The organism is Variovorax sp. PMC12, assembly GCF_003019815.1.
In the GTDB taxonomy this organism is placed as follows: Bacteria; Pseudomonadota; Gammaproteobacteria; order Burkholderiales; family Burkholderiaceae_C; genus Variovorax.
The window spans coordinates 5,193,500-5,210,314 of the sequence record NZ_CP027773.1 but is presented as its reverse complement, the minus strand read 5'-3'; the positions used below and the strand labels follow the sequence as shown (position 1 = coordinate 5,210,314).

The window sequence follows — 16,815 nt, the reverse complement described above, 5'->3', positions numbered from 1 at the left end:
CGCGCCCGCATCGCCCTCCGTTTTGTTTTTTGGAGTCAAAGATGATGAAGACCTTTTTCGCGAAGCTGATGGCCGTGGCCGCTCCGCTCGCCCTGGCGCTCTGCCTGACCGCCGCGCCGAACGCCGCCAACGCCCAGGCCGCGCCGGAACCCGCACCCGCCGTTGCGCCCACAGCCACTGCTGCCCCCGCGGCACCGGCCACAGTGCCGGCAGCAGCGGCCACCAAGGTCGACAACCCCTACGGCATCGGCGCGCTCTGGGCGCAGAGCGACCTGGTGGCCAAGGCCGTGCTGGCCATCCTCGCGATCATGTCGATGGGCAGCTGGTACGTCATCGTCACCAAGCTGCTCGAGCAGATGCGCATGGGCCGGCAGGCGAAGGAAGTCGACAACGAGTTCTGGAACGAGGGCAGCGTGCAGGCCGGCACCGCCAAGCTCGCCGAGGGCAGCCCCTTCCGCTTCATCGCCGATGCGGGCGTGCATGCCACGCGCAAGCATGACGGCCTGCGCGGCAAGGTCGACTTTGCCGACTTCGTCGACCTGTGCATCCACCGCGCCACCGAACGCGTGAACCGGCGCCTGAGCAACGGCATGTCGCTGCTGGCCACCGTGGGCTCCACCGCGCCTTTCGTGGGCCTGTTCGGCACCGTCTGGGGCATCTACCACGCGCTCACCGCCATCGGCATTGCCGGGCAGGCGTCGATCGACAAGGTGGCCGGCCCCGTGGGCGAGTCGCTCATCATGACCGCCATCGGCCTGGCCGTGGCCGTGCCCGCGGTGCTGGGCTACAACTGGCTCCTGCGCCGCAACATCACGGTGATGGACGACGTGCGCGAATTCAGCGGCGAGCTGCACTCCGTGATCCTGTCGGGCCGGGCCACCGCCTGAGCGCCGCGCCACCACCGCACGCGAAGCGAGCCACACCATGGCGATGAACATCCCATCCGGCGGCGGCGACGAGGAACAGGCCATCGCGGCCATCAACACCACGCCGCTGGTCGACGTGATGCTGGTGCTGCTGATCATCTTCCTCATCACCATCCCGGTGGTCAATTACTCGGTGCCGGTGGAGGTGCCGAAGCAGCGCAACGAGGTGCGCGAGAGCAAGCCCGACACCATCGTGCTGTCGGTGGACACGGCCGGGCGCATCTACTGGTACGACACGCCCGTGCGCGACGTGAACAGCCTGGCCGAGCGGCTGAAGAAAGTGGCTGCCCTCAACCCGCAGCCCGAGGTGCACATACGCGGCGACTGGCACTCGGTGTACGAGCCGGTGGGAAAGATCATCTACGCGTGCCAGTCGGCCGGCATCGTCAAGGTCGGCTTCATCACCGAGCCGCCCGCGCGCAACTGAGAACACACACACAGCCATGCGAAAAGAAAAACAGGGGCGCCGCAGCGGCACCCCCACCGACGAGCCCATGATGGACATCAACACCACGCCGCTGATCGACGTGATGCTGGTGCTGCTGATCATGCTCATCATCACCATCCCCATACAGCTGCACGCGGTGAACCTGAACATGCCCAACGGCAACCCGCCGCCCAGCGACATCAAGCCCGAGGTGCTGCGCGTGGACATCGACGAGCGCAGCACCGTGCTGTGGAACGGCGAGGCCGTGGCGGAGCTGTCCGAGGTGGAGCGGCGCTTCGAGCAACTCGCGGCGCAACCCGTGCAGCCTGAAGTGCACCTGCGCCCCGACAAGCAGGCCCGCTACGACGTGGTGGCCGGCGTGATGGCCTCGGCCCAGCGGTCGGGCCTGACCAAGCTGGGCATCATGGGCTCGGAGCAGTTCGTGCCATGAGCCGCGCCAACGACTTCGACCCCAAGTCCCGCTTCGGGCCCGTGGGCATCGGCGTGATGGTGCTGTTCCACGTGCTGGTGGGCTACGCGCTGGTTTCGGGCCTGGCGCGCAAGACCATCGAGATGATCAAGAAGCCGATGGACGCGACCATCATCACGGAAGTGAAGGTGCCGCCACCGCCGCCCCCTCCCCCGCCGCCTCCACCGAAGAAGATCATCCGGCAGGAAACGCCGAAGGCACCGCCGCCACCGCGCCCGGCCTACGTGCCGCCGCCGGCGGTAACGCCACCGCCGAGCACCGCGCCCGCCATCACCGCGGTGCAGAGCACCGAGCCGGTGGCGCCACCGCCCGCCGCGCCGCCGGCACCGCCCGCGCCTCCCGCTCCGCCGCAAGCCGCGTCCACCGACATCGCGGTGGCATGCCCCAGGCAGGTGAAGCCCGAGATGCCGCGCAAGGCGCTGGACGAAGGCATCAGCGGTGTCGTCAAGGCCGAGGTGCGCATCAAGGGCGGGCACGTGACGGAGGTGCGCTTTCTCTCCGGGCCCAAGGTCTACCAGTCGGCAGTGCGCTCGGCGATGATGCGCTACGAATGCCAGACCACGGGCGATGCCGAGGTTGTGGCAACGCAGGAGTTCGTCTTCAGGATCGAATGAGCGAGAAGGCCCGGCGCTAATGCCGGGCTAATCCTTCTCGCCCGCCGACACCTTTGCGCCACCAGCGGTTTCGTAAATTCAACGCAGCTTTACGGTCCGTTCATCAAAACGGCTCGGCGGCGGGAAGAACATGCAGGGTCCGGCACGCAAAGGAAGACGACGCCATGGCCTCCAATCCATCGCAACCCACAGGCCGCACGGCCGCATCACCATCCCCCGAACCCACGTCCGACGAAAACGCGATCCCCGCGCTGGTGGCGCAGGTGTACGAGTCCGCACCCACCGACGAACGCCGCCGCCTCGTGGAGACACTGCTGCGCCCGCTGGGCGTGCTCTCGCTGGTGGCGATTGCCAACGGCATCTTCGCGAAGATCCGCTTCCGCAGCGCGGGGCAGGACCTGAACGTGCGCATCGACGACCTGCAGAACGTGCACGCCGCCGACATGGTGGCGCTGGTGCATCACGCGCAGCAGGTCAGCGTCGAGACTGTGGACAGTCTTGCGCAGTTGCTGGGCAGTTCGGGGGCGCTGGCGGGTTCTGCGGCGGCGGCGCTGCTTATCGGGCTGCTGGTGCAGCGGGCGCGTTCGCGGCATGGCTCGCAGCAGGCGCAGCAGATTGACGACGGGTCGCTGGATCCGCTGTGAGCATGTGATGCGGGCCGCGGCGTTTGCGCATTGCAGCGGGATGCGTGGATATACTCCGCCCCGTCACGCCACAAAAAGGCGTGATCGGGATTGGCGTCCCGAGTAACCCGCTGCGACGCAAGCCGCAGACTTCTCCGCAGAGATCTGCGGCTTTCGCGTTCGTGCCTCCAGTTTTTGGCGGCTCGAGCAGGGAGCCGCGAGGCTCGCCGGTTCGCGCAAGCGGGTTCCCGGTACGCCAACCTGTTCGAGCTGCCGCCTCCAATTGGCGTTGGGTGCGGTGGTTGTAGCAAACCGAACCCAGGGAGCCAAACATGGCTGCATCCGCTCGCGTCCCCTCGTTTTCTGAAACTTCTGCTGAGTCACTCACGCTGCAAGCGTGCGATGAGGTCGACGCATTGCACGAACTACAGAGTGCTTACACAGGCCTCGAAAAGCTGATTGCCTCGCAGCACTCGAATGACACGGAAGAAATCTGCACGACGCGTACTGAACTCAGTGCGCTTGTGCGGGTGGTCAACGAAGAATTGCAACGGCGGATCAGAGCAGCGGACCTTACGCTGCAGACGCTTCGGATTGCTCTGGTTGCACCTGGCGGGCGATAGGACTGCTAGACGCTAGATAGACCCAGGGAGCGATCGGGAAGAGATCGGGAGGAACGAGAGCAGCGCAAAACGCAAAAAGCATCCGTGACTTGCGGAGAGTGTCCACCAGGCGGATGCGCGCAAAAAGCCTCACATGCAGAATCGGTGCAACGTCGCACGATCCGCCGGCCTCCCATTGAACAACCCCACCATCGACACCCCCAACGACCTGCGTGTTCTGCGCGAGCATCTTTCTTCCGTCTATGCAGCGCGAATGGCCGGCGTTTGCGGCCACCTTTGCTTTACCTTCATCGGCGGAGCGATGGGGTACTTCTATTTGAAGTTGCCGTTGGTGCTGCCTTTCGTGACGATGCTCGCCTGCGCGAATTTGTACGTGCTGTTGTCGCCGCGCTGGGATGCCGGCGTACCGCTGGCCGATGGTCCACGTTGGGCGCGCAGGCACACGTTCCAGATGACTCTGATCGGAGTGGCCACCGCACCCGTGCCCTGGTTTTTCGTTTCGACGCAAAACCCGCAAGTCACGGCCTTGATGGCCATACTGATCATGGTCGGCTGCGGCCTGGCCATGCAATCCTTGTGGCCCATGACAGCCTCGCTGTTCGGCTATGGCATTCCGATGATGGGAGGGCTGATCGGTGCGTTGCTCTGGCACAGCGACGGAATCAACCTGTTCTTGGCTGCGGTAGGTAGTGCGTATCTGCTGTTTGCCCTGCGCCGCGGCGTCCTGCAGAACAAGCAATTGACCGACGCGCTGATTCTGCGCTTCGAGAACGAGTCGCTCGCGACCCGCCTTGGCGAGCAGATTGCGGCGACCGAACGCGCCAGCGCGGAGAAGACGCGCTTCCTTGCCGCGGCCAGCCACGATCTGCGCCAACCCCTGCACGCCATCGCGCTGTTCGGGGCGGCGCTCCAGAAGGCGCTCCATGACCACCCCGAAAGTCAGAACGCGGAGCGGCTCATGCGCTCGGTCAATGCGCTCGGCCACTCGCTGGACACCATGCTCGACGTCTCGCGTCTCGACGCAGGCGTCATCACGCCGGACATCCAGCCCATTGCGCTCGACGCACTCCTGGTGTCGCTCAATCACGTGTTCCTGGCCCGCGCCGAGCAGGCAGGTCTGCAATTGCGCGTACGTGCTGGCGGTGTGTGGGTACGCAGCGACCAGTTGCTGCTGCAAAGGATGCTCTCGAACCTGGTGGACAACGCGCTCAAATACACGCCGCGCGGCGGCGTCGTCGTCCGCGTGCGTTCGCGAGGCGAGCGCGTGTGGATCGAAGTGCGCGACACGGGCATCGGTATGGCGCCCGAACAACTGGAACGCATCTTCGAGGAGTTCTATCAGATCAACAACTCGGAACGCGACCGTGCACGCGGCCTTGGCATCGGGCTATCCATCGTGCAACGGCTATCGCGGCTTCTGGATCATCCCGTCGAAGTGCAGTCGCAGGTCGGTCGCGGCACGCGCTTTCGTGTGTATGTGTCTGCAACGCGCCGGCCAGCCGGCACGCCAATCAGCCACGTGCCGGCCACGCGTCAGCAGGAAGAGTCGATGCGGCAGCCGCCGGCCCAGCCCCCATCACGCGCTATGCCTCGGCGCGTACTGCTCATCGACGACGAAGCCGAAATCCGCAGCGCAATGAGCGCCTTGCTGCGCGCGCACGCATTCGATGTCCAGGCGGTCGTCGACGAACGCGCGGCGGCCATGGCTCTGGCTCAGGCCGAATCCGATGGGCGGCCGTTCGAACTGCTGTTGTGTGACTTCCGACTGGCCGACGGCGGCAGCGGGCTCGAAGCCGGCCTGCGCCTGCATCGGCGCAATGGCAAGCCGATGCCGCTGCTTCTTATCACTGGCGAGACCGCGCCGGAACGCCTTCAGCGCGTGCGCGATTCAGGTGTGCCGGTCTTGTTCAAGCCGGTGAATGCGGACAGGTTGTTGCAGGCCATTGATACGGCGCTGGGAGCCGCGTAGGCGCGGAGATGCTGCAGCGAGGAGTAGTCCGCCAATGAAAAAGTCCCTTCGCAGAGGCTGCGCGGGACTTTCAAAAACTGCCAAAGATTGATTCTGGCGGAGAGTGTGAGAGCAGAAAACTGTTTACTTTCAACGAGTTATCTCTCGGATACCACGGCCAATACCTTGATCATCGCGACGCTACCCGGGCATTGCAGCTGGTAGCAAAGCATGGACGGACGAAAGCTTAGAGGACCTCGGCCAAAGCTTTGTCGAGTCGACACACAAAAATTGCCACTCCTGCGGCGGGACTACAAGGGGGCGCCGTTCCAACCTGGGCCGGCGCCGTAAGCATCTTGATGGAAGACCGCCGAAGCGAGTATGGCCTTGCACTTCTTATCGAGCGCCTCTCGCTCTTTTGGGTCCATCGTCTCGCCGCGAGGTGGCATCGACACGCCGTGATTGATATGTGCATGACCACAAAAGTCGGCGCGGTAATCATAGACATCCGTGCCTGTTTCCCGCGCCACGCTAGCAGCAAAAACCAGCATCCCACAATAGCTGCTGGCATCCTCTTCTTTCACCGTGCTGCGACTTTTGTCTGCACAAAAGTCATTGCCCATGCAATGGCGAGTCACCGAAGCGTCAGATGACTCTGGCGGCGGGTAAAGCGCGCGCGACGTTAGCTCAGTTTTCCGAGTTTTATGAAAGTAGTAAGGCGTCTTTATTGCCCGAACGACTTTTTCTTCATCCGGTATATCAGAGGGTATATCGCACTCAACCTCAGATGTGCACACTGCTTTCCCACCAATGGAAATTGCCAACGCTATAGTCCACCGACATGCCCGAAAAAATTTGATCCGCGATCATTCCTGCAATCCACTGCGTATCGACGGCGGAATGATCATTCTTAGCGTACTGTGACTCGCCATTTCTCGGCGTTAAGTAAAAACTATAGCCGCTTCGACCGACCTCGTAGTGTGCGGAGGCACCATCCTTAGTCCATTCAAAAGAGATCGTTCCATTTGGATTTGGACTAATATCTGGCGCAGGCAATTGTCTTACAAACGAGGCATAGATTTCTCTGGCGCGCAATATGATGGATATGTCGATCGATGCCGCACCATAACCATCCCAATCCTCACCCAAGCGTCCAAGTTCCTGGATAAATTTATCCCCCACAACGCCCTCATAGGTAGAAGCCATACTTCCCTGCTTTACCTGCTGCACATATGAAGGCCGCGCCATCCATCCGCTTAAGGACACTGTGGAGGCCAATTGTCTAGTAGGCGACGTGATCGAGTTGTCAAGTACGGCTTCCATTTCAGTCCTTTGAAGTGGGCTTCATTATTCCGTGGATATCCGACGTCATTTCCACAAATGAATTGTGAATCATATTTCGAGCATCGCTAAGCTTAGCCATCACGGTTTCAACGTTCGCAGCAGTTTTTTCAGTAGTAGAGACGGTGGTATTCAATATCAGTGCGTCAACACCGTTCGATGTTCCTTTTGCAGCCAATACTGTCAAACTCATTCCGTTCTGCAGCAACAATCTGAACTGAATGATGTGTTCCGCAGTTGCTCCATCCGCAGCCATCTTTTCAATCGCTGGAGGCAACTGAACCTTAAACCCTAATCGCTCTTGCAGGAATTCTTCATAAGACAATCCACCAATAAAATCCGACGTGAACGCATCTATGTATCTAAGGGAAATGCTCGCGAAGTCGGAATTCTTCTCGGCTTCATTCCGAGTATCCAAAACTGCTTGGATTCCTTTCGCAACCCAGGGCGAAAATTCAAGCCAAGATTTATATGGGGGCGTAGCGTTCGCAGTAAACACGCCGGAGCCAATTTGCCACAAAGCTGACCGCGCCAACTCATCAGGGAAATCCGATGCTGGCCGATAGCGATAGATCGCTTGCCCTGGCATGACAGGAAACCCCGGCGGGACTAGTCGCTCAGTCTGACGAAAACCATTGGAGTAAGCCGCCCCTCCAAAGCGCATGTAGAACTCATCTGCAGCGTTGTTGACCGGGAGCTGTAGCAGGCCACCGCCCGCTTGCGGGAAACCGGCAGCGTCAGCCCAACGAACCTCGACGATGATCTCAACGAGAGGTGCTTTCTCGAACGTTTGGCTCATGGCAACAAGTGTATCCGCGAGGCACCGGAAATCTACAGGTTCGGTCCCCATCACAGGCATCCGCAAGCCGTTGATTTTCAACGGCTTTTTTCCAACCGGGACAAGAGCGGGACAAACTAGGCCGAACCGCGCCGGAAATTCCGCCGAATTCGGCCGTTTTCGGAGATAGCAGCTCGACCTGATCACTGTATGCTTATACAGTGATTTCAAACGTAGTCCTTCTCCGCAGGCATGGACACTGGCGCTCGCGCTCGCAGCTCGAAGGCGAGACCGGCGCACGCGGCTGGCTTGATTTCAGGAAAGCAAACCCCGCGTACTACGGGCGGACGTGGGACGCCCGGTTACTTAGCCTGAAGGACCCGGAGAAAGATTGTTTGGAGCCGCTGCATTACGCGCGCATCCTCGCCATCAAGGACGGCGGCATCATGCTCACAGGGGTAGAGATCACGTTTCGGGCCGTCAAAAGCAAACCAACCCACACGCAGCAGACATGGTGGTGCGTGGTGCACCACGAAGAAGCCTATGCCGCCCTTGCCCGCCACAACCCACGGTCATCCAGCGGGTTCGATGTCAACGACGACGACATGACCGATTGAGGAACGTCCATGTGCAGCAACTATGAAGCAGTAACCCGGGCGGACCGCCTGCTGTCGTTCTTCGGCGTAGTGCGCAAAGGGGACGAAAGCCCTGTCATCGCGTGGCCGACTGGCATGGCTCCTTTCATCAGGTTGGCAGAAGACGGCTCAGGCAATCGACGTGTCGATGACGGCGCATTCGGCTTGGTGCCCAAGTTCGCCAAGGAGCTGACCTACGGACGGCGGACCTACAACGCCAAGTCGGAGACCGTTTCGAGCCTGCCCAGTTTTCGCAACGCTTGGCGCCTCGGGCAGCGCTGCATCGTGCCCGCCGAAGCCATCTTCGAGCCCTATTACGAGACCGCCGATGCGAAGCCGGTGCGCTGGCGCATCCAGCAGCCTGGCGAGGTGCCACTTGCCATCGCGGGTATCTGGGAGAAGTGGGTTGACACGGAGACCGGCCTAGACGTGTTCAGTTTCGCGATGCTGACGGTCAATGCTGACGGCCACCCTGTGATGTCGCGATTCCATAAGTGGGGCGACGAGAAACGCATGGTCGTCATCCTTGACCCCGAGCAATACGACGAGTGGCTGACGTGCCCGGTCGCCAGCGCTCCGAAGTTCTTCAAGCAGTGGATGGGTCAACTCGACACCTACCCTGCTCCCCTGCCGCCACGAACGAAGAAGGTCAAGCCAGCAGAGCCGCCTGCCGACAATCAGACCGCCCCCCCGCCCCCCGTCGACGACCTCTTCTAGCCCGCGACAATCCACACATGAGCCAAGCCGACATTTTTCCCACCGAAACTACCACCCTCTACACGCCAGCTTGGTACAGCGACAAGGTACGCGAAGAATTCGAGCTGCCGCTGGCGCCAGGAGACTACAAGGTCACCCCGGGCGACCGTTGGACCGTCGTGTCCCTGAAGGATGGCAATACGGTCTACAGCGGCATCGGTCCGATCGAACTGCGCCGATCAATCAAGGGTTGAGCAACACTCCCGCCCGAAGGCTGTGGCAGAGAATGCGGGCAAGCTCAGACGCCCGACGCCAGAACAAAGCGATCTATGAGGAGAGAAATGCTCATCTCACCTTTGTTGACACTCTGTCGCGGATTTCTTCACACACACCTTGCGTCCCTCAGTTGGAGAATCGACCCGCGGCGGCCCTCGCCGCATCCTCGGGTCAAGTCGATGACCCTTTGACCCGCTTTGGCGGGTCTCTTTTTTGTAAGCTACATCGGCGCTGTGCAGTGAGCGAGAGCCGCATTTAGCTCCAGCTCGTAGCCCTCGCGCAGCTCAATCTCGGCCATCGCCGCCGCCGCGAAGCGGTCAAGATCAACGCCAGGCGCGAGCGCTTCGGTCGGCATGGCCGGCCGCACCGGTCGTTGCACACGGCACTCGACGGGAACAGGCACCTTCACCGACTGCACGGGCGCCACGCCACAGCCTGCGAGCACCGCGCAAAGGCCCAAAGCGGCCCAGAGACGTGCGCAAACCTTCATTGCCCTGCCCTCCCCCTCAACCAACCATCGACACGCACCTGCGCGCTCGCGCAGGCATCGCCCGGCACAGCGGCCGGCGTCGCGAGGATCGTCTGCGCGCTCACCTGATGACCAAGGGCCACCGTGCGAGCCGCAGCTTGCGCCTTCTTTGCCTCGGCCGCGCGCTTGTCCGCCAGGTCGCGGAGGTCGTCGGTTGCATCGCTACACGCGGATGCCGCCGCTCGTGCATCGTCGCGCTGCAGCACCGACGTAGCCGCCTTTTCACGCGCTCCCACCCACGCCCAGCCGAGTACGGCATTGCCGGCCACGCTCAACCCGAGCGCCACCAACAGGGTTTGCAGCAGGCTCATTTGCTCAGCACCTTGTAAGCCCGAGCGGTGGCCGCCTTGCGCTCGGCCAGCTTCAGCCGCTTCGGCCCGTTGACGCGCCCCGTGATGTCGTAGACATCGCCCCGCTCGGCCGACGGCAGACAGCCCTTGAAGTCGGCGAAGAACCAGCACGCCGACAGCGCGGCATGCTGCGGCTGCAGCAGCAGCTCGGGGTTGTCGCGGTAGTTCACGCCGATAGCGCGCCCGGCCGCGATGTAGGCGTCTTCCCAAGTGAGCTGGATCAACCCTCGGCCATGGAAGCCCTTGTAGCGCAGCATGCTCAGCGCACGCGGGTTGCGCAGGTAGTCTTCGGCGCGATAGCCGCCCTGCACGAACAGGCTCGGGAAGACTTCGCGCAAGCGCGCGGCCGTCGTGTAGTAAAGGCCCTCTTCGACCTTCTCCAACGTGGCGGACTCGATCACGAGCTGGCCGAGGAAGGCGGCCACCGCGCTATCGGAGTGGATGCGAAAGCGGTTCATGCCGTCCGCCAGGTGCAGTACGAAGCGCTCGGCGTTGGCGCGCGTGGCGCCGGTGCAGTCGATGAGGGTTTGTGTGTCGATCATGGTTTCTTGAACTCCTTTGCCGCTGTCTTCGCGGCCTGGTTGGCGGTCTGTGCGGCGCTCTGCGCGGTGCTGGCGGCTTCGCCCGCTGTCTGCGCAGCGCTGGCCGCGGTGCCGGCCGCTTGGTTCACGCGGCCGGCAAGGGAAGTAAGGCGGTCGCCGAAGGCTTCGCGAAGCCGGTCGATTTCCGCCAGGTGGTCATCGCGCTGGCGCGTCATCTGCACCTCGGCATTGCGCGTGGCCCAGAAGTAGCCCGAGCCGAAGCCGCCGAGGAACAGGCTTCCGACGACGCCCACGGTCTCGAAGAGGCGGCGCCATTGATGCGGCACGCGCATGCGCGGCTGCTCATCGAGCGGCGCGCGGTCGGAATCGGTGTGCGGTTCACTGTTCATTGCGTTGGTCCTTCAGTTGGCGAACGAGGTCGCGCAGCGAGCCCAGCTCCAGCGTCTGCGCGGTGAGGGTCTCGTTCATGGCCTTGAGCTGGCCCTTCATTTCCCAAAGCTCTTGCATCGCCTGGTTGCGCTCGGCCGCGAACTTGTCGGCCCGCTCTTCGGCCTTCACGCGCGCTGCGCGCTCGCCTTCGAGCAGCGCCTGCCAGGTCGCAAGCGCGGCAATCTGCCCCTCGCTGTCCGCGCGCTCCTTTGCTTCGGTCGGCTGCTGCGAGCGCCAGACCCTGTATCCGCCAGCAATCGAAAGAACCAGCGCCGCGAGCTGCGCGATGGGGTTGCCGGCGATGTCGCCCATATCCATGTGGTGCCTCTTCTCTCTCGTTAGATTTCGACTTGCACGAAGGGCATCGAGGGCGCTTGGCCTTCTATGACGCCATCGCGCACAAAGACCTGATCGCCGACGGCGCCGGTGCCCCGGGCCGTGAGCACGCCACCGCCGGGCAGCGCCAGCCGGGCGACCTCGCCCTCAATGGCGGTGATGGTTGCGACCTGCAGCGGATAGCTCGGCAGCAGCTCGATGAAGGCGGTGAATAGGTTGGTCGAGGCCATGCTCATGCCTCCACATGCGTTTCGAGGGTGATCGACTGGCGCAGCACGGGCCGTTGCCAGTTCACCGAGGTGCTGCGCACAAGGCCGAGGTGCGTCTCGGCGCCGTCCTCGTAGCGCACGAACGCGCCGGGCAGGATGACGCCGGTTTCCGGCCGCACCTGAAGGCTCAGGCTCACGCTCGCCTGCGCGCCGGTGTCCGAGAGCACGGCGAGGCCGCGCTGCGCCACGGCATTGACATCGGTCGTCAGCGCATGCGTGAGCATCGGCGCCACGCTGTCGCCGGCGGTGCCGCTGCGCGTGACCTGTCCCAGCACGCCGGCGCTGTTCATCCCGGCCACGAAAACCCGGTTGTAGTCCGGCCGCGTGAGCAACTGGATGCCCTCGACGGACACCGCCGCAGCAGGCAGAACGAAGTCGGGCGAGAGCGTGCTCCAGTTCCACGGCGCGGCCGGATAGCGCGGCAAGACACGCAGCGTCGCATCCATGGCGTGCGGCTGCACGATGGCGCCGGCCGCACTGGCGATGTCGAGCACCGCGCCGATGTAGCTCCCCTGAAAGTCCCACGTCCCGCCGGGCACGGTCCAATCCATGAGGCGGAAGTCCACGCCCCAGCCGATGCTCACGCCGTTGTAAGTCAGCGCCAGGTTGAGCAACTGCTCGACACTGCGCGTCGCGGTGGATGCATGGTTGAGCGTGGGCGCATACGGCGCATCGAGCATGGCGCCGCGCCCCTTGCCTTCTACCTGCACCCTCGTAGAAGGAAAGCGCCGGTCGCGGTTGCAGTTGGTCGCGCTCAGCCGGTACGGCACGCCGTTGACGGTGGCGAGGATGTCCACCGGCGCCGCGTGAATGCCGCGGCGGATGACGGGCCACGCCGAGCCCGGCAGCGTGGCATTCCAGCGCCAGGTCCACGAGTCGGCATCGAGGCTCATGGAGAAGGCCAGGGCCTCGATTTCCTCGCCGCTGTCCAAGCGCACGAGGGTGATGCTGTTCTGCACGGTGTAGGCCTCCAGGACGGGCACCACGACGGTTTCGCCGGTGCCGGGCGAGGGCTGGTGCCGCTCGCAAATGAAAATCAGCGTGGTGCTGTAACGCTGGCGCTCGCCGAAAACGAGCGTGGTCGATGGGACATAGCAGGGGTCCACCTCGGGCGGCACGATGACCGAGCGGCCCGGCAGCGGATACATGGCCGCTTGCCAGCGCACCACGCGGCCCACGTCGAGCTGCAGCGCCGCGCCGAAGCGGCCGGTATGGCGAACCTGCACGCGCTGCGCCTCTTGCCAGGCTGCGGCCACGTCGCGGCGAAGGCGCTCGGCCTCTTGGTAACGGATGCCGACCGGCTCCAGCGCCAGGCCCTGCGCCTCTTGCCATCGCGCGGCGGCATTGGAGCGGGCTTGCACCGCGCCCTGATAGCGAAGCCCGGCGCCGGCTTCGAGCTGGTGCGCGGCCTGATGCCGGGCGAGCGCAGCGGTGCGCGAATGAAGCGTGTCCTGCCATGCGGCCGACACGCCGCCGGCGCGCTGCTCGGCCATCTGCCACCGGGACACGCTGCCAGCACGCGCGCGCTCGGCGCTTTGGTGCTTCGCCACGGCGCCGCCCTCGATCTGCGCCGCCACCTGCCAGCGGCTCGACACCTTGCCCACCAGCGGACGAGAGACGGCGCTCGAGTACTTCGAGACACCGCGAGCCATGAAGACCGGCAGCGAAAGCCGCCCAGCGGCCGTGGCAAGCGGCGGCCTCGTGACCGTGGCACCGCCCGAAGCGAAGAAGCCAGGCAGCGGGATGCGCCCGAGCGCATAGGCCGCGCCGCCGGTGGGCTCATCAGGCTCGCCAAAAACAAGGATGTTCGGCGGCCCGTCGAGCGGCGCCTTCCGAAAGATGAGGTCGTCAACCACCGATGACCACCTCACCGATGAAGAAGGTTCCGCCCTGATAGAGCTTCGCTTCCGGGTCGCCCTCGGGCGGGTTCTGTACGACGATCTTCACCTGGCCGGCGCCGGAGGGACCGCTCACGCTGTAGTCGATGGCCCAAACGCCATCTGCGCGCACGATGCGCCCCCACGTCGGCACGCCGGTGGCGAGCACCAGATCGCCCGCCGTGTCGGCCTGCACCAGCCTGAGGGCGCCGGCATCCACGGTGCCGGCAGGGACGGCGAGCACTGCAGCAGCGAGCACGTTGGTGAGCGGGCCGCCCTCGCCGGGCTGCACCCCATCGCAGGCCAGGAAGCGCGCGCCTTCGCCGAGCCAGGCCACGAAGCCCGGCCCGGCCAACATTGCATTGATGGCGAGCACGTTCATGCCATCAACTCCACTTTTCCATTGGCGCGCGTGAGGCCGTCCGTTATCACCGCGCGCTTTGCGTGCCCTTCGTAGTAGGCAATCACGGTGTAGCTCTGCAATTCGTCGACGAACTGGAAGTCATAGCTTCCGTCAGCCTTGGACCACTGCTCACGCACAGTGAGATTGCCCGACTCGCGCACCAGAACCACGCGGCAGGGATAGGGCTTGTTCAGCGGGTTGACATAGTCGAGCGTGAAGCCGCGCACGCGACCGATGCCCTGCCCGAGCACGCCCGTGAGGTAGTCCGCACGGCCTCGGAAGCGGCTGGGGATTTCGCGAAGCACCCCATACACAGGAATATTGCCTGCCGCTGTCGGGCTGGGCGTATCGAAAGCGGGCCGGGCGTAAACAGTACTGTTGATGGCGTACTTCGTCGCAAGGTCGTATTCAGGCATCCAAGCCGGGACGAAAGGAAGGCGCAGCACGCCGCCCGAACCCTTGACGACTCTCACCTCGTCGATATTTCCCTGCACGTCGTAAGCAGCGTTGCGGGCGCCCACCTGCGCTCCGACCGCGAATTGACCCGCCCCGACGTTCGAGTAATCGTTCATGTCAACAGCAGACCCAGCCGGGGCGCCGTCGACAAAGATTGTCAAGACACCCGAAATTCGGCGTACAACAACGTGATGCGTGTCGCCCGTCGTCACAGCCCCGGTGTTTGCCGTGAGCGCTATGGCGTTCGATGGACCGCCCGTGTACCACTCGGGCACTCGATTGCCGTTAAGCCATAACTGCCAGTTTTTGCCCGCCCCACCCGTCGCATAAAAGTCGAGCAGCACCTGCGCGCCGGACTTAACCGTCCGGAATCTGCACTCAACTACAAAGTCGCCGGTGCCGAATGCAAAGTCCGTGAGCCCGCTCGTCGTCTGCACCCAGTCGCCGGCACCGTCGAGCAGCAAAGAAGGGCCGACGAAGATCGGTGCCGCCGTGCTGATCTGCGCATTGCCTTGTGCGGTCCATGCCTTGCCACGCTCATCCGTGATCGTCGTTGACCCGTTGGCGCCATTGAAGTGCAGCAGCGAGACCGTGTTCGGTCCGGTGTTGTCCACGACGCTCGCCGTCTTCGCACGCACCCCCGGCCACTGAATACCGGATGCCGTGAAGGCATTGATCCACGTCACGCCGTCGTCCGAAAACTGCATTCGCGCGACAAGCAGAAACTTCGCGGGATCGGCAGCGGACCCAAGACGGATATCCCCTATGTCCTGATCGCCGCCAGAACCGAAGTCCCACGCCAACACCAGCGCGCGCACGTCGGCCGCACTCCAGAACGCGGACGTATTGAGTGAATCGTCTTTGAGGCTTGCCAGCGAGCCCGAAGCGGGCGCAACATTCGCCGTAAGGGTCGCAGCCGCATCGACGCGGCTGGCGCCCGCCATGAGCTGAAATTCGCTCAGCTCAAGGCCCTTGAATCCGTAGGCCTCCAATGACAGGGCCCGCCAGTAGCGATGCGCCGCCATCTCAGCGCCAAGGCCCCGTGCGGTCAACCATGAGCACGCCTGTGTTCGTATTGGTCGAGCCCGTCGATAACCCGCTGTTTGACGTGGGCAGGGCCTGCAATGTTCGACCCGCCAGCACACCGGCCGCAGGCGCCGTATCAAGAAATTTGAAAGTGTCCCAAACCCCCGTCTGTCCACAATGGTAGACCCCGGGAAAATCGGCCCGCGGCGGAGCGGAACCAGAGTTCGACGCCAGAAACTGCCGAGACGTCATGAGTGAGCCGTCAACAATGCTCGGGAAAGGTCCGAAGGCACCCGACAACCCAGAAACAGCGATAGCCGATGAGAAGGTATAGGGGTACTTCGCATGCAAGACTGATGATCCCAGTCCGGTGAAATCACGCGGAGCCGCAAATCTGAGTACATCGCCACCGCTTCCAACACCCGCATCGATTTGATTGACACTCGATGTCGCGTTTGAGTAACACAAATAGCATGCGTACGGATCGCCCCCGGGACGCAGAGGCAACATGTCACCAAATACTCGCGTGACGCCTGACTGCGCTGCAGGAGTGTTCGCCACGCCTGGCGCCGCCGTGAAATAGAACAAGCGCCCGTCGCCGTGTATGGCCCACGGCACCGCCGCTGAGCTGGCAGCCACAGACTTAGCCCAGTAGCCACCCCCCGCCATCTGCGTTTCATTCGGGAAAGGCCCGAGGCCGTTGTTGATGTCGCTCATGGACTCGTATCCGCGCACACGCGCGGACTGCGTCCCGGTGTCATCGACACGCAGCAGCATTCCGCTCGCTGCCACGTCCGAAGCCTTGTACGCGGCGAGGTTCGTCCCCGCAAAGGGCTTCAACCAGCCCAGCGGCGCCATCTTGAAACTGATGGTCCCCGACGCCGCACCATCGGCCAGCGAGGTGGCAAAGCGCACCACCCCTGCCGCCACCGACGTGACCTTCTGCTCGCCATTGAGCGAGGCATAGGCGCCCGTGATGCCCGTGATGCTGATAACGCTCTCGACCTGCGCGCTGTGCGAGCCAATGAACGGCATAGAGGCGATGCCCCCGGAGACCGTGAGCGCGCTCGCGGCCTTGATGTCGAACCCGTTCACGAGCACCGCATCGAGCAGGGCAATGAGCGAGCCGGCCGTACCGCTCAGCGCAGGCGCGCCCGACATCGTGCTGTTGAAATTCTTGACGCTGGTGTCAACGATGGAAGCCATGCTTTTCCTTGAGCG

23 protein-coding genes are annotated in these 16,815 nt (G+C 63.4%); 10 read left to right on the top strand and 13 right to left on the bottom strand.

The window, feature by feature from the left end; genetic code table 11:
• Nucleotides 1–41 precede the first annotated feature (41 nt).
• From C4F17_RS24415 to C4F17_RS24385, 7 genes are all read left to right on the top strand, one after another.
• Nucleotides 42–887 (top strand): MotA/TolQ/ExbB proton channel family protein, encoded by an 846-nt coding sequence (locus C4F17_RS24415; protein WP_106936980.1) that lies wholly within the window; start codon nt 42–44, stop codon nt 885–887.
• Nucleotides 888–924: 37 nt separating this feature from the next.
• Nucleotides 925–1,353, top strand: coding sequence for an ExbD/TolR family protein (locus tag C4F17_RS24410; protein ID WP_081267865.1), 429 nt, complete (start codon nt 925–927; stop codon nt 1,351–1,353).
• Between the two features lie 16 nt (nt 1,354–1,369).
• Nucleotides 1,370–1,804: an ExbD/TolR family protein gene (locus C4F17_RS24405; protein WP_106936979.1), complete on the top strand. Its 435-nt coding sequence runs from the start codon at nt 1,370–1,372 to the stop codon at nt 1,802–1,804.
• Complete coding sequence (locus tag C4F17_RS32895) at nt 1,801–2,457, top strand: energy transducer TonB (RefSeq protein WP_159053707.1); 657 nt, start codon at nt 1,801–1,803, stop codon at nt 2,455–2,457. The genes C4F17_RS24405 and C4F17_RS32895 overlap by 4 nt, the downstream gene beginning before the upstream one ends.
• 164 nt (nt 2,458–2,621) lie before the next feature.
• Nucleotides 2,622–3,101, top strand: coding sequence for a hypothetical protein (locus C4F17_RS24395; protein WP_106936977.1), 480 nt, complete (start codon nt 2,622–2,624; stop codon nt 3,099–3,101).
• Nucleotides 3,102–3,412: 311 nt separating this feature from the next.
• On the top strand, nt 3,413–3,703 hold the full coding sequence (locus C4F17_RS24390; RefSeq protein ID WP_234382350.1) for a hypothetical protein: 291 nt from the start codon (nt 3,413–3,415) through the stop codon (nt 3,701–3,703).
• A 175-nt stretch (nt 3,704–3,878) separates the two neighbouring features.
• The gene (locus C4F17_RS24385) at nt 3,879–5,672 is read left to right on the top strand and encodes an ATP-binding protein (protein WP_234382348.1); all 1,794 of its coding nucleotides are present in this window, start codon (nt 3,879–3,881) and stop codon (nt 5,670–5,672) included.
• 290 nt (nt 5,673–5,962) lie between these two features.
• On the opposite strand, the gene C4F17_RS32890 is transcribed toward C4F17_RS24385, so the two are convergent.
• The 3 genes from C4F17_RS32890 to C4F17_RS24380 all read right to left on the bottom strand — a co-directional run bounded on the left by C4F17_RS32890 (nt 5,963) and on the right by C4F17_RS24380 (nt 7,872).
• On the bottom strand, nt 5,963–6,274 hold the full coding sequence (locus tag C4F17_RS32890) for a hypothetical protein (RefSeq protein WP_159053706.1): 312 nt from the start codon (nt 6,272–6,274) through the stop codon (nt 5,963–5,965).
• A 160-nt stretch (nt 6,275–6,434) separates the two neighbouring features.
• The gene (locus tag C4F17_RS32885) at nt 6,435–6,974 is read right to left on the bottom strand and encodes a hypothetical protein (RefSeq protein WP_159053705.1); all 540 of its coding nucleotides are present in this window, start codon (nt 6,972–6,974) and stop codon (nt 6,435–6,437) included.
• Between the two features lies 1 nt (nt 6,975).
• Nucleotides 6,976–7,872 (bottom strand): TIGR04255 family protein, encoded by an 897-nt coding sequence (locus tag C4F17_RS24380; protein WP_159053704.1) that lies wholly within the window; start codon nt 7,870–7,872, stop codon nt 6,976–6,978.
• 119 nt (nt 7,873–7,991) lie between these two features.
• Here C4F17_RS24380 and C4F17_RS32880 point away from each other — a divergent pair, with 119 nt between their 5' ends.
• Genes C4F17_RS32880 through C4F17_RS24365 form a run of 3 tightly spaced genes read left to right on the top strand, consistent with a single transcriptional unit; the run spans nt 7,992 to nt 9,355 of the window.
• On the top strand, nt 7,992–8,387 hold the full coding sequence (locus tag C4F17_RS32880; protein WP_159053703.1) for a hypothetical protein: 396 nt from the start codon (nt 7,992–7,994) through the stop codon (nt 8,385–8,387).
• Nucleotides 8,388–8,396: 9 nt separating this feature from the next.
• On the top strand, nt 8,397–9,122 hold the full coding sequence (locus C4F17_RS24370; protein ID WP_106936973.1) for an SOS response-associated peptidase: 726 nt from the start codon (nt 8,397–8,399) through the stop codon (nt 9,120–9,122).
• A 17-nt stretch (nt 9,123–9,139) separates the two neighbouring features.
• Entirely contained in the window at nt 9,140–9,355 is a 216-nt protein-coding gene (locus tag C4F17_RS24365; RefSeq protein WP_106936972.1) for a hypothetical protein, read from the top strand.
• Nucleotides 9,356–9,597: 242 nt separating this feature from the next.
• Here the strand turns inward: C4F17_RS24365 and C4F17_RS33750 are convergent, their stop codons facing one another.
• The 10 genes from C4F17_RS33750 to C4F17_RS24315 form a co-directional block, all read right to left on the bottom strand.
• Nucleotides 9,598–9,732 carry a hypothetical protein gene (locus tag C4F17_RS33750; protein WP_325001199.1) on the bottom strand — a complete coding sequence of 45 codons (135 nt, stop codon included), beginning with the start codon at nt 9,730–9,732 and terminating at the stop codon, nt 9,598–9,600.
• Between the two features lie 131 nt (nt 9,733–9,863).
• On the bottom strand, nt 9,864–10,217 hold the full coding sequence (locus C4F17_RS24355) for a hypothetical protein (RefSeq protein ID WP_106936970.1): 354 nt from the start codon (nt 10,215–10,217) through the stop codon (nt 9,864–9,866).
• Nucleotides 10,214–10,798, bottom strand: coding sequence for a glycoside hydrolase family 19 protein (locus C4F17_RS24350; RefSeq protein ID WP_106936969.1), 585 nt, complete (start codon nt 10,796–10,798; stop codon nt 10,214–10,216). Before C4F17_RS24350 ends, C4F17_RS24355 begins: the two co-directional genes overlap by 4 nt.
• A complete protein-coding gene (locus tag C4F17_RS24345) occupies nt 10,795–11,187 on the bottom strand; it encodes a hypothetical protein (RefSeq protein WP_106936968.1) in 393 nt (130 codons plus the stop codon). The genes C4F17_RS24350 and C4F17_RS24345 overlap by 4 nt, the downstream gene beginning before the upstream one ends.
• Nucleotides 11,177–11,545, bottom strand: a complete 369-nt coding sequence (locus tag C4F17_RS24340) for a hypothetical protein (protein ID WP_159053702.1) — start codon at nt 11,543–11,545, stop codon at nt 11,177–11,179. The genes C4F17_RS24345 and C4F17_RS24340 overlap by 11 nt, the downstream gene beginning before the upstream one ends.
• Nucleotides 11,546–11,565: 20 nt before the next feature.
• A complete protein-coding gene (locus C4F17_RS24335; RefSeq protein WP_106937688.1) occupies nt 11,566–11,793 on the bottom strand; it encodes a hypothetical protein in 228 nt (75 codons plus the stop codon).
• 2 nt (nt 11,794–11,795) lie between these two features.
• Complete coding sequence (locus C4F17_RS24330; RefSeq protein WP_234382346.1) at nt 11,796–13,688, bottom strand: hypothetical protein; 1,893 nt, start codon at nt 13,686–13,688, stop codon at nt 11,796–11,798.
• Nucleotides 13,681–14,091: a hypothetical protein gene (locus C4F17_RS24325; RefSeq protein WP_106936966.1), complete on the bottom strand. Its 411-nt coding sequence runs from the start codon at nt 14,089–14,091 to the stop codon at nt 13,681–13,683. Before C4F17_RS24325 ends, C4F17_RS24330 begins: the two co-directional genes overlap by 8 nt.
• Nucleotides 14,088–15,593, bottom strand: a complete 1,506-nt coding sequence (locus C4F17_RS24320) for a LamG domain-containing protein (RefSeq protein WP_106936965.1) — start codon at nt 15,591–15,593, stop codon at nt 14,088–14,090. Before C4F17_RS24320 ends, C4F17_RS24325 begins: the two co-directional genes overlap by 4 nt.
• A 1-nt stretch (nt 15,594) precedes the next feature.
• Nucleotides 15,595–16,800 carry a hypothetical protein gene (locus C4F17_RS24315; protein ID WP_106936964.1) on the bottom strand — a complete coding sequence of 402 codons (1,206 nt, stop codon included), beginning with the start codon at nt 16,798–16,800 and terminating at the stop codon, nt 15,595–15,597.
• Nucleotides 16,801–16,815: the final 15 nt, after the last annotated feature.

Coding starts and splice junctions, on each gene's coding strand:
- C4F17_RS24415 (WP_106936980.1), top strand. CDS start 42: ATGATGAAGACCTTTTTCGCGAAGCTGATGGCCGTGGCCGCTCCGCTC.
- C4F17_RS24410 (WP_081267865.1), top strand. CDS start 925: ATGGCGATGAACATCCCATCCGGCGGCGGCGACGAGGAACAGGCCATC.
- C4F17_RS24405 (WP_106936979.1), top strand. CDS start 1,370: ATGCGAAAAGAAAAACAGGGGCGCCGCAGCGGCACCCCCACCGACGAG.
- C4F17_RS32895 (WP_159053707.1), top strand. CDS start 1,801: ATGAGCCGCGCCAACGACTTCGACCCCAAGTCCCGCTTCGGGCCCGTG.
- C4F17_RS24395 (WP_106936977.1), top strand. CDS start 2,622: ATGGCCTCCAATCCATCGCAACCCACAGGCCGCACGGCCGCATCACCA.
- C4F17_RS24390 (WP_234382350.1), top strand. CDS start 3,413: ATGGCTGCATCCGCTCGCGTCCCCTCGTTTTCTGAAACTTCTGCTGAG.
- C4F17_RS32890 (WP_159053706.1), bottom strand. CDS start 6,274: ATGGGCAATGACTTTTGTGCAGACAAAAGTCGCAGCACGGTGAAAGAA.
- C4F17_RS32885 (WP_159053705.1), bottom strand. CDS start 6,974: ATGGAAGCCGTACTTGACAACTCGATCACGTCGCCTACTAGACAATTG.
- C4F17_RS24370 (WP_106936973.1), top strand. CDS start 8,397: ATGTGCAGCAACTATGAAGCAGTAACCCGGGCGGACCGCCTGCTGTCG.
- C4F17_RS24365 (WP_106936972.1), top strand. CDS start 9,140: ATGAGCCAAGCCGACATTTTTCCCACCGAAACTACCACCCTCTACACG.
- C4F17_RS33750 (WP_325001199.1), bottom strand. CDS start 9,732: ATGCCGACCGAAGCGCTCGCGCCTGGCGTTGATCTTGACCGCTTCGCG.
- C4F17_RS24355 (WP_106936970.1), bottom strand. CDS start 10,217: ATGAGCCTGCTGCAAACCCTGTTGGTGGCGCTCGGGTTGAGCGTGGCC.
- C4F17_RS24350 (WP_106936969.1), bottom strand. CDS start 10,798: ATGATCGACACACAAACCCTCATCGACTGCACCGGCGCCACGCGCGCC.
- C4F17_RS24345 (WP_106936968.1), bottom strand. CDS start 11,187: ATGAACAGTGAACCGCACACCGATTCCGACCGCGCGCCGCTCGATGAG.
- C4F17_RS24340 (WP_159053702.1), bottom strand. CDS start 11,545: ATGGATATGGGCGACATCGCCGGCAACCCCATCGCGCAGCTCGCGGCG.
- C4F17_RS24335 (WP_106937688.1), bottom strand. CDS start 11,793: ATGGCCTCGACCAACCTATTCACCGCCTTCATCGAGCTGCTGCCGAGC.
- C4F17_RS24325 (WP_106936966.1), bottom strand. CDS start 14,091: ATGAACGTGCTCGCCATCAATGCAATGTTGGCCGGGCCGGGCTTCGTG.
- C4F17_RS24320 (WP_106936965.1), bottom strand. CDS start 15,593: ATGGCGGCGCATCGCTACTGGCGGGCCCTGTCATTGGAGGCCTACGGA.
- C4F17_RS24315 (WP_106936964.1), bottom strand. CDS start 16,800: ATGGCTTCCATCGTTGACACCAGCGTCAAGAATTTCAACAGCACGATG.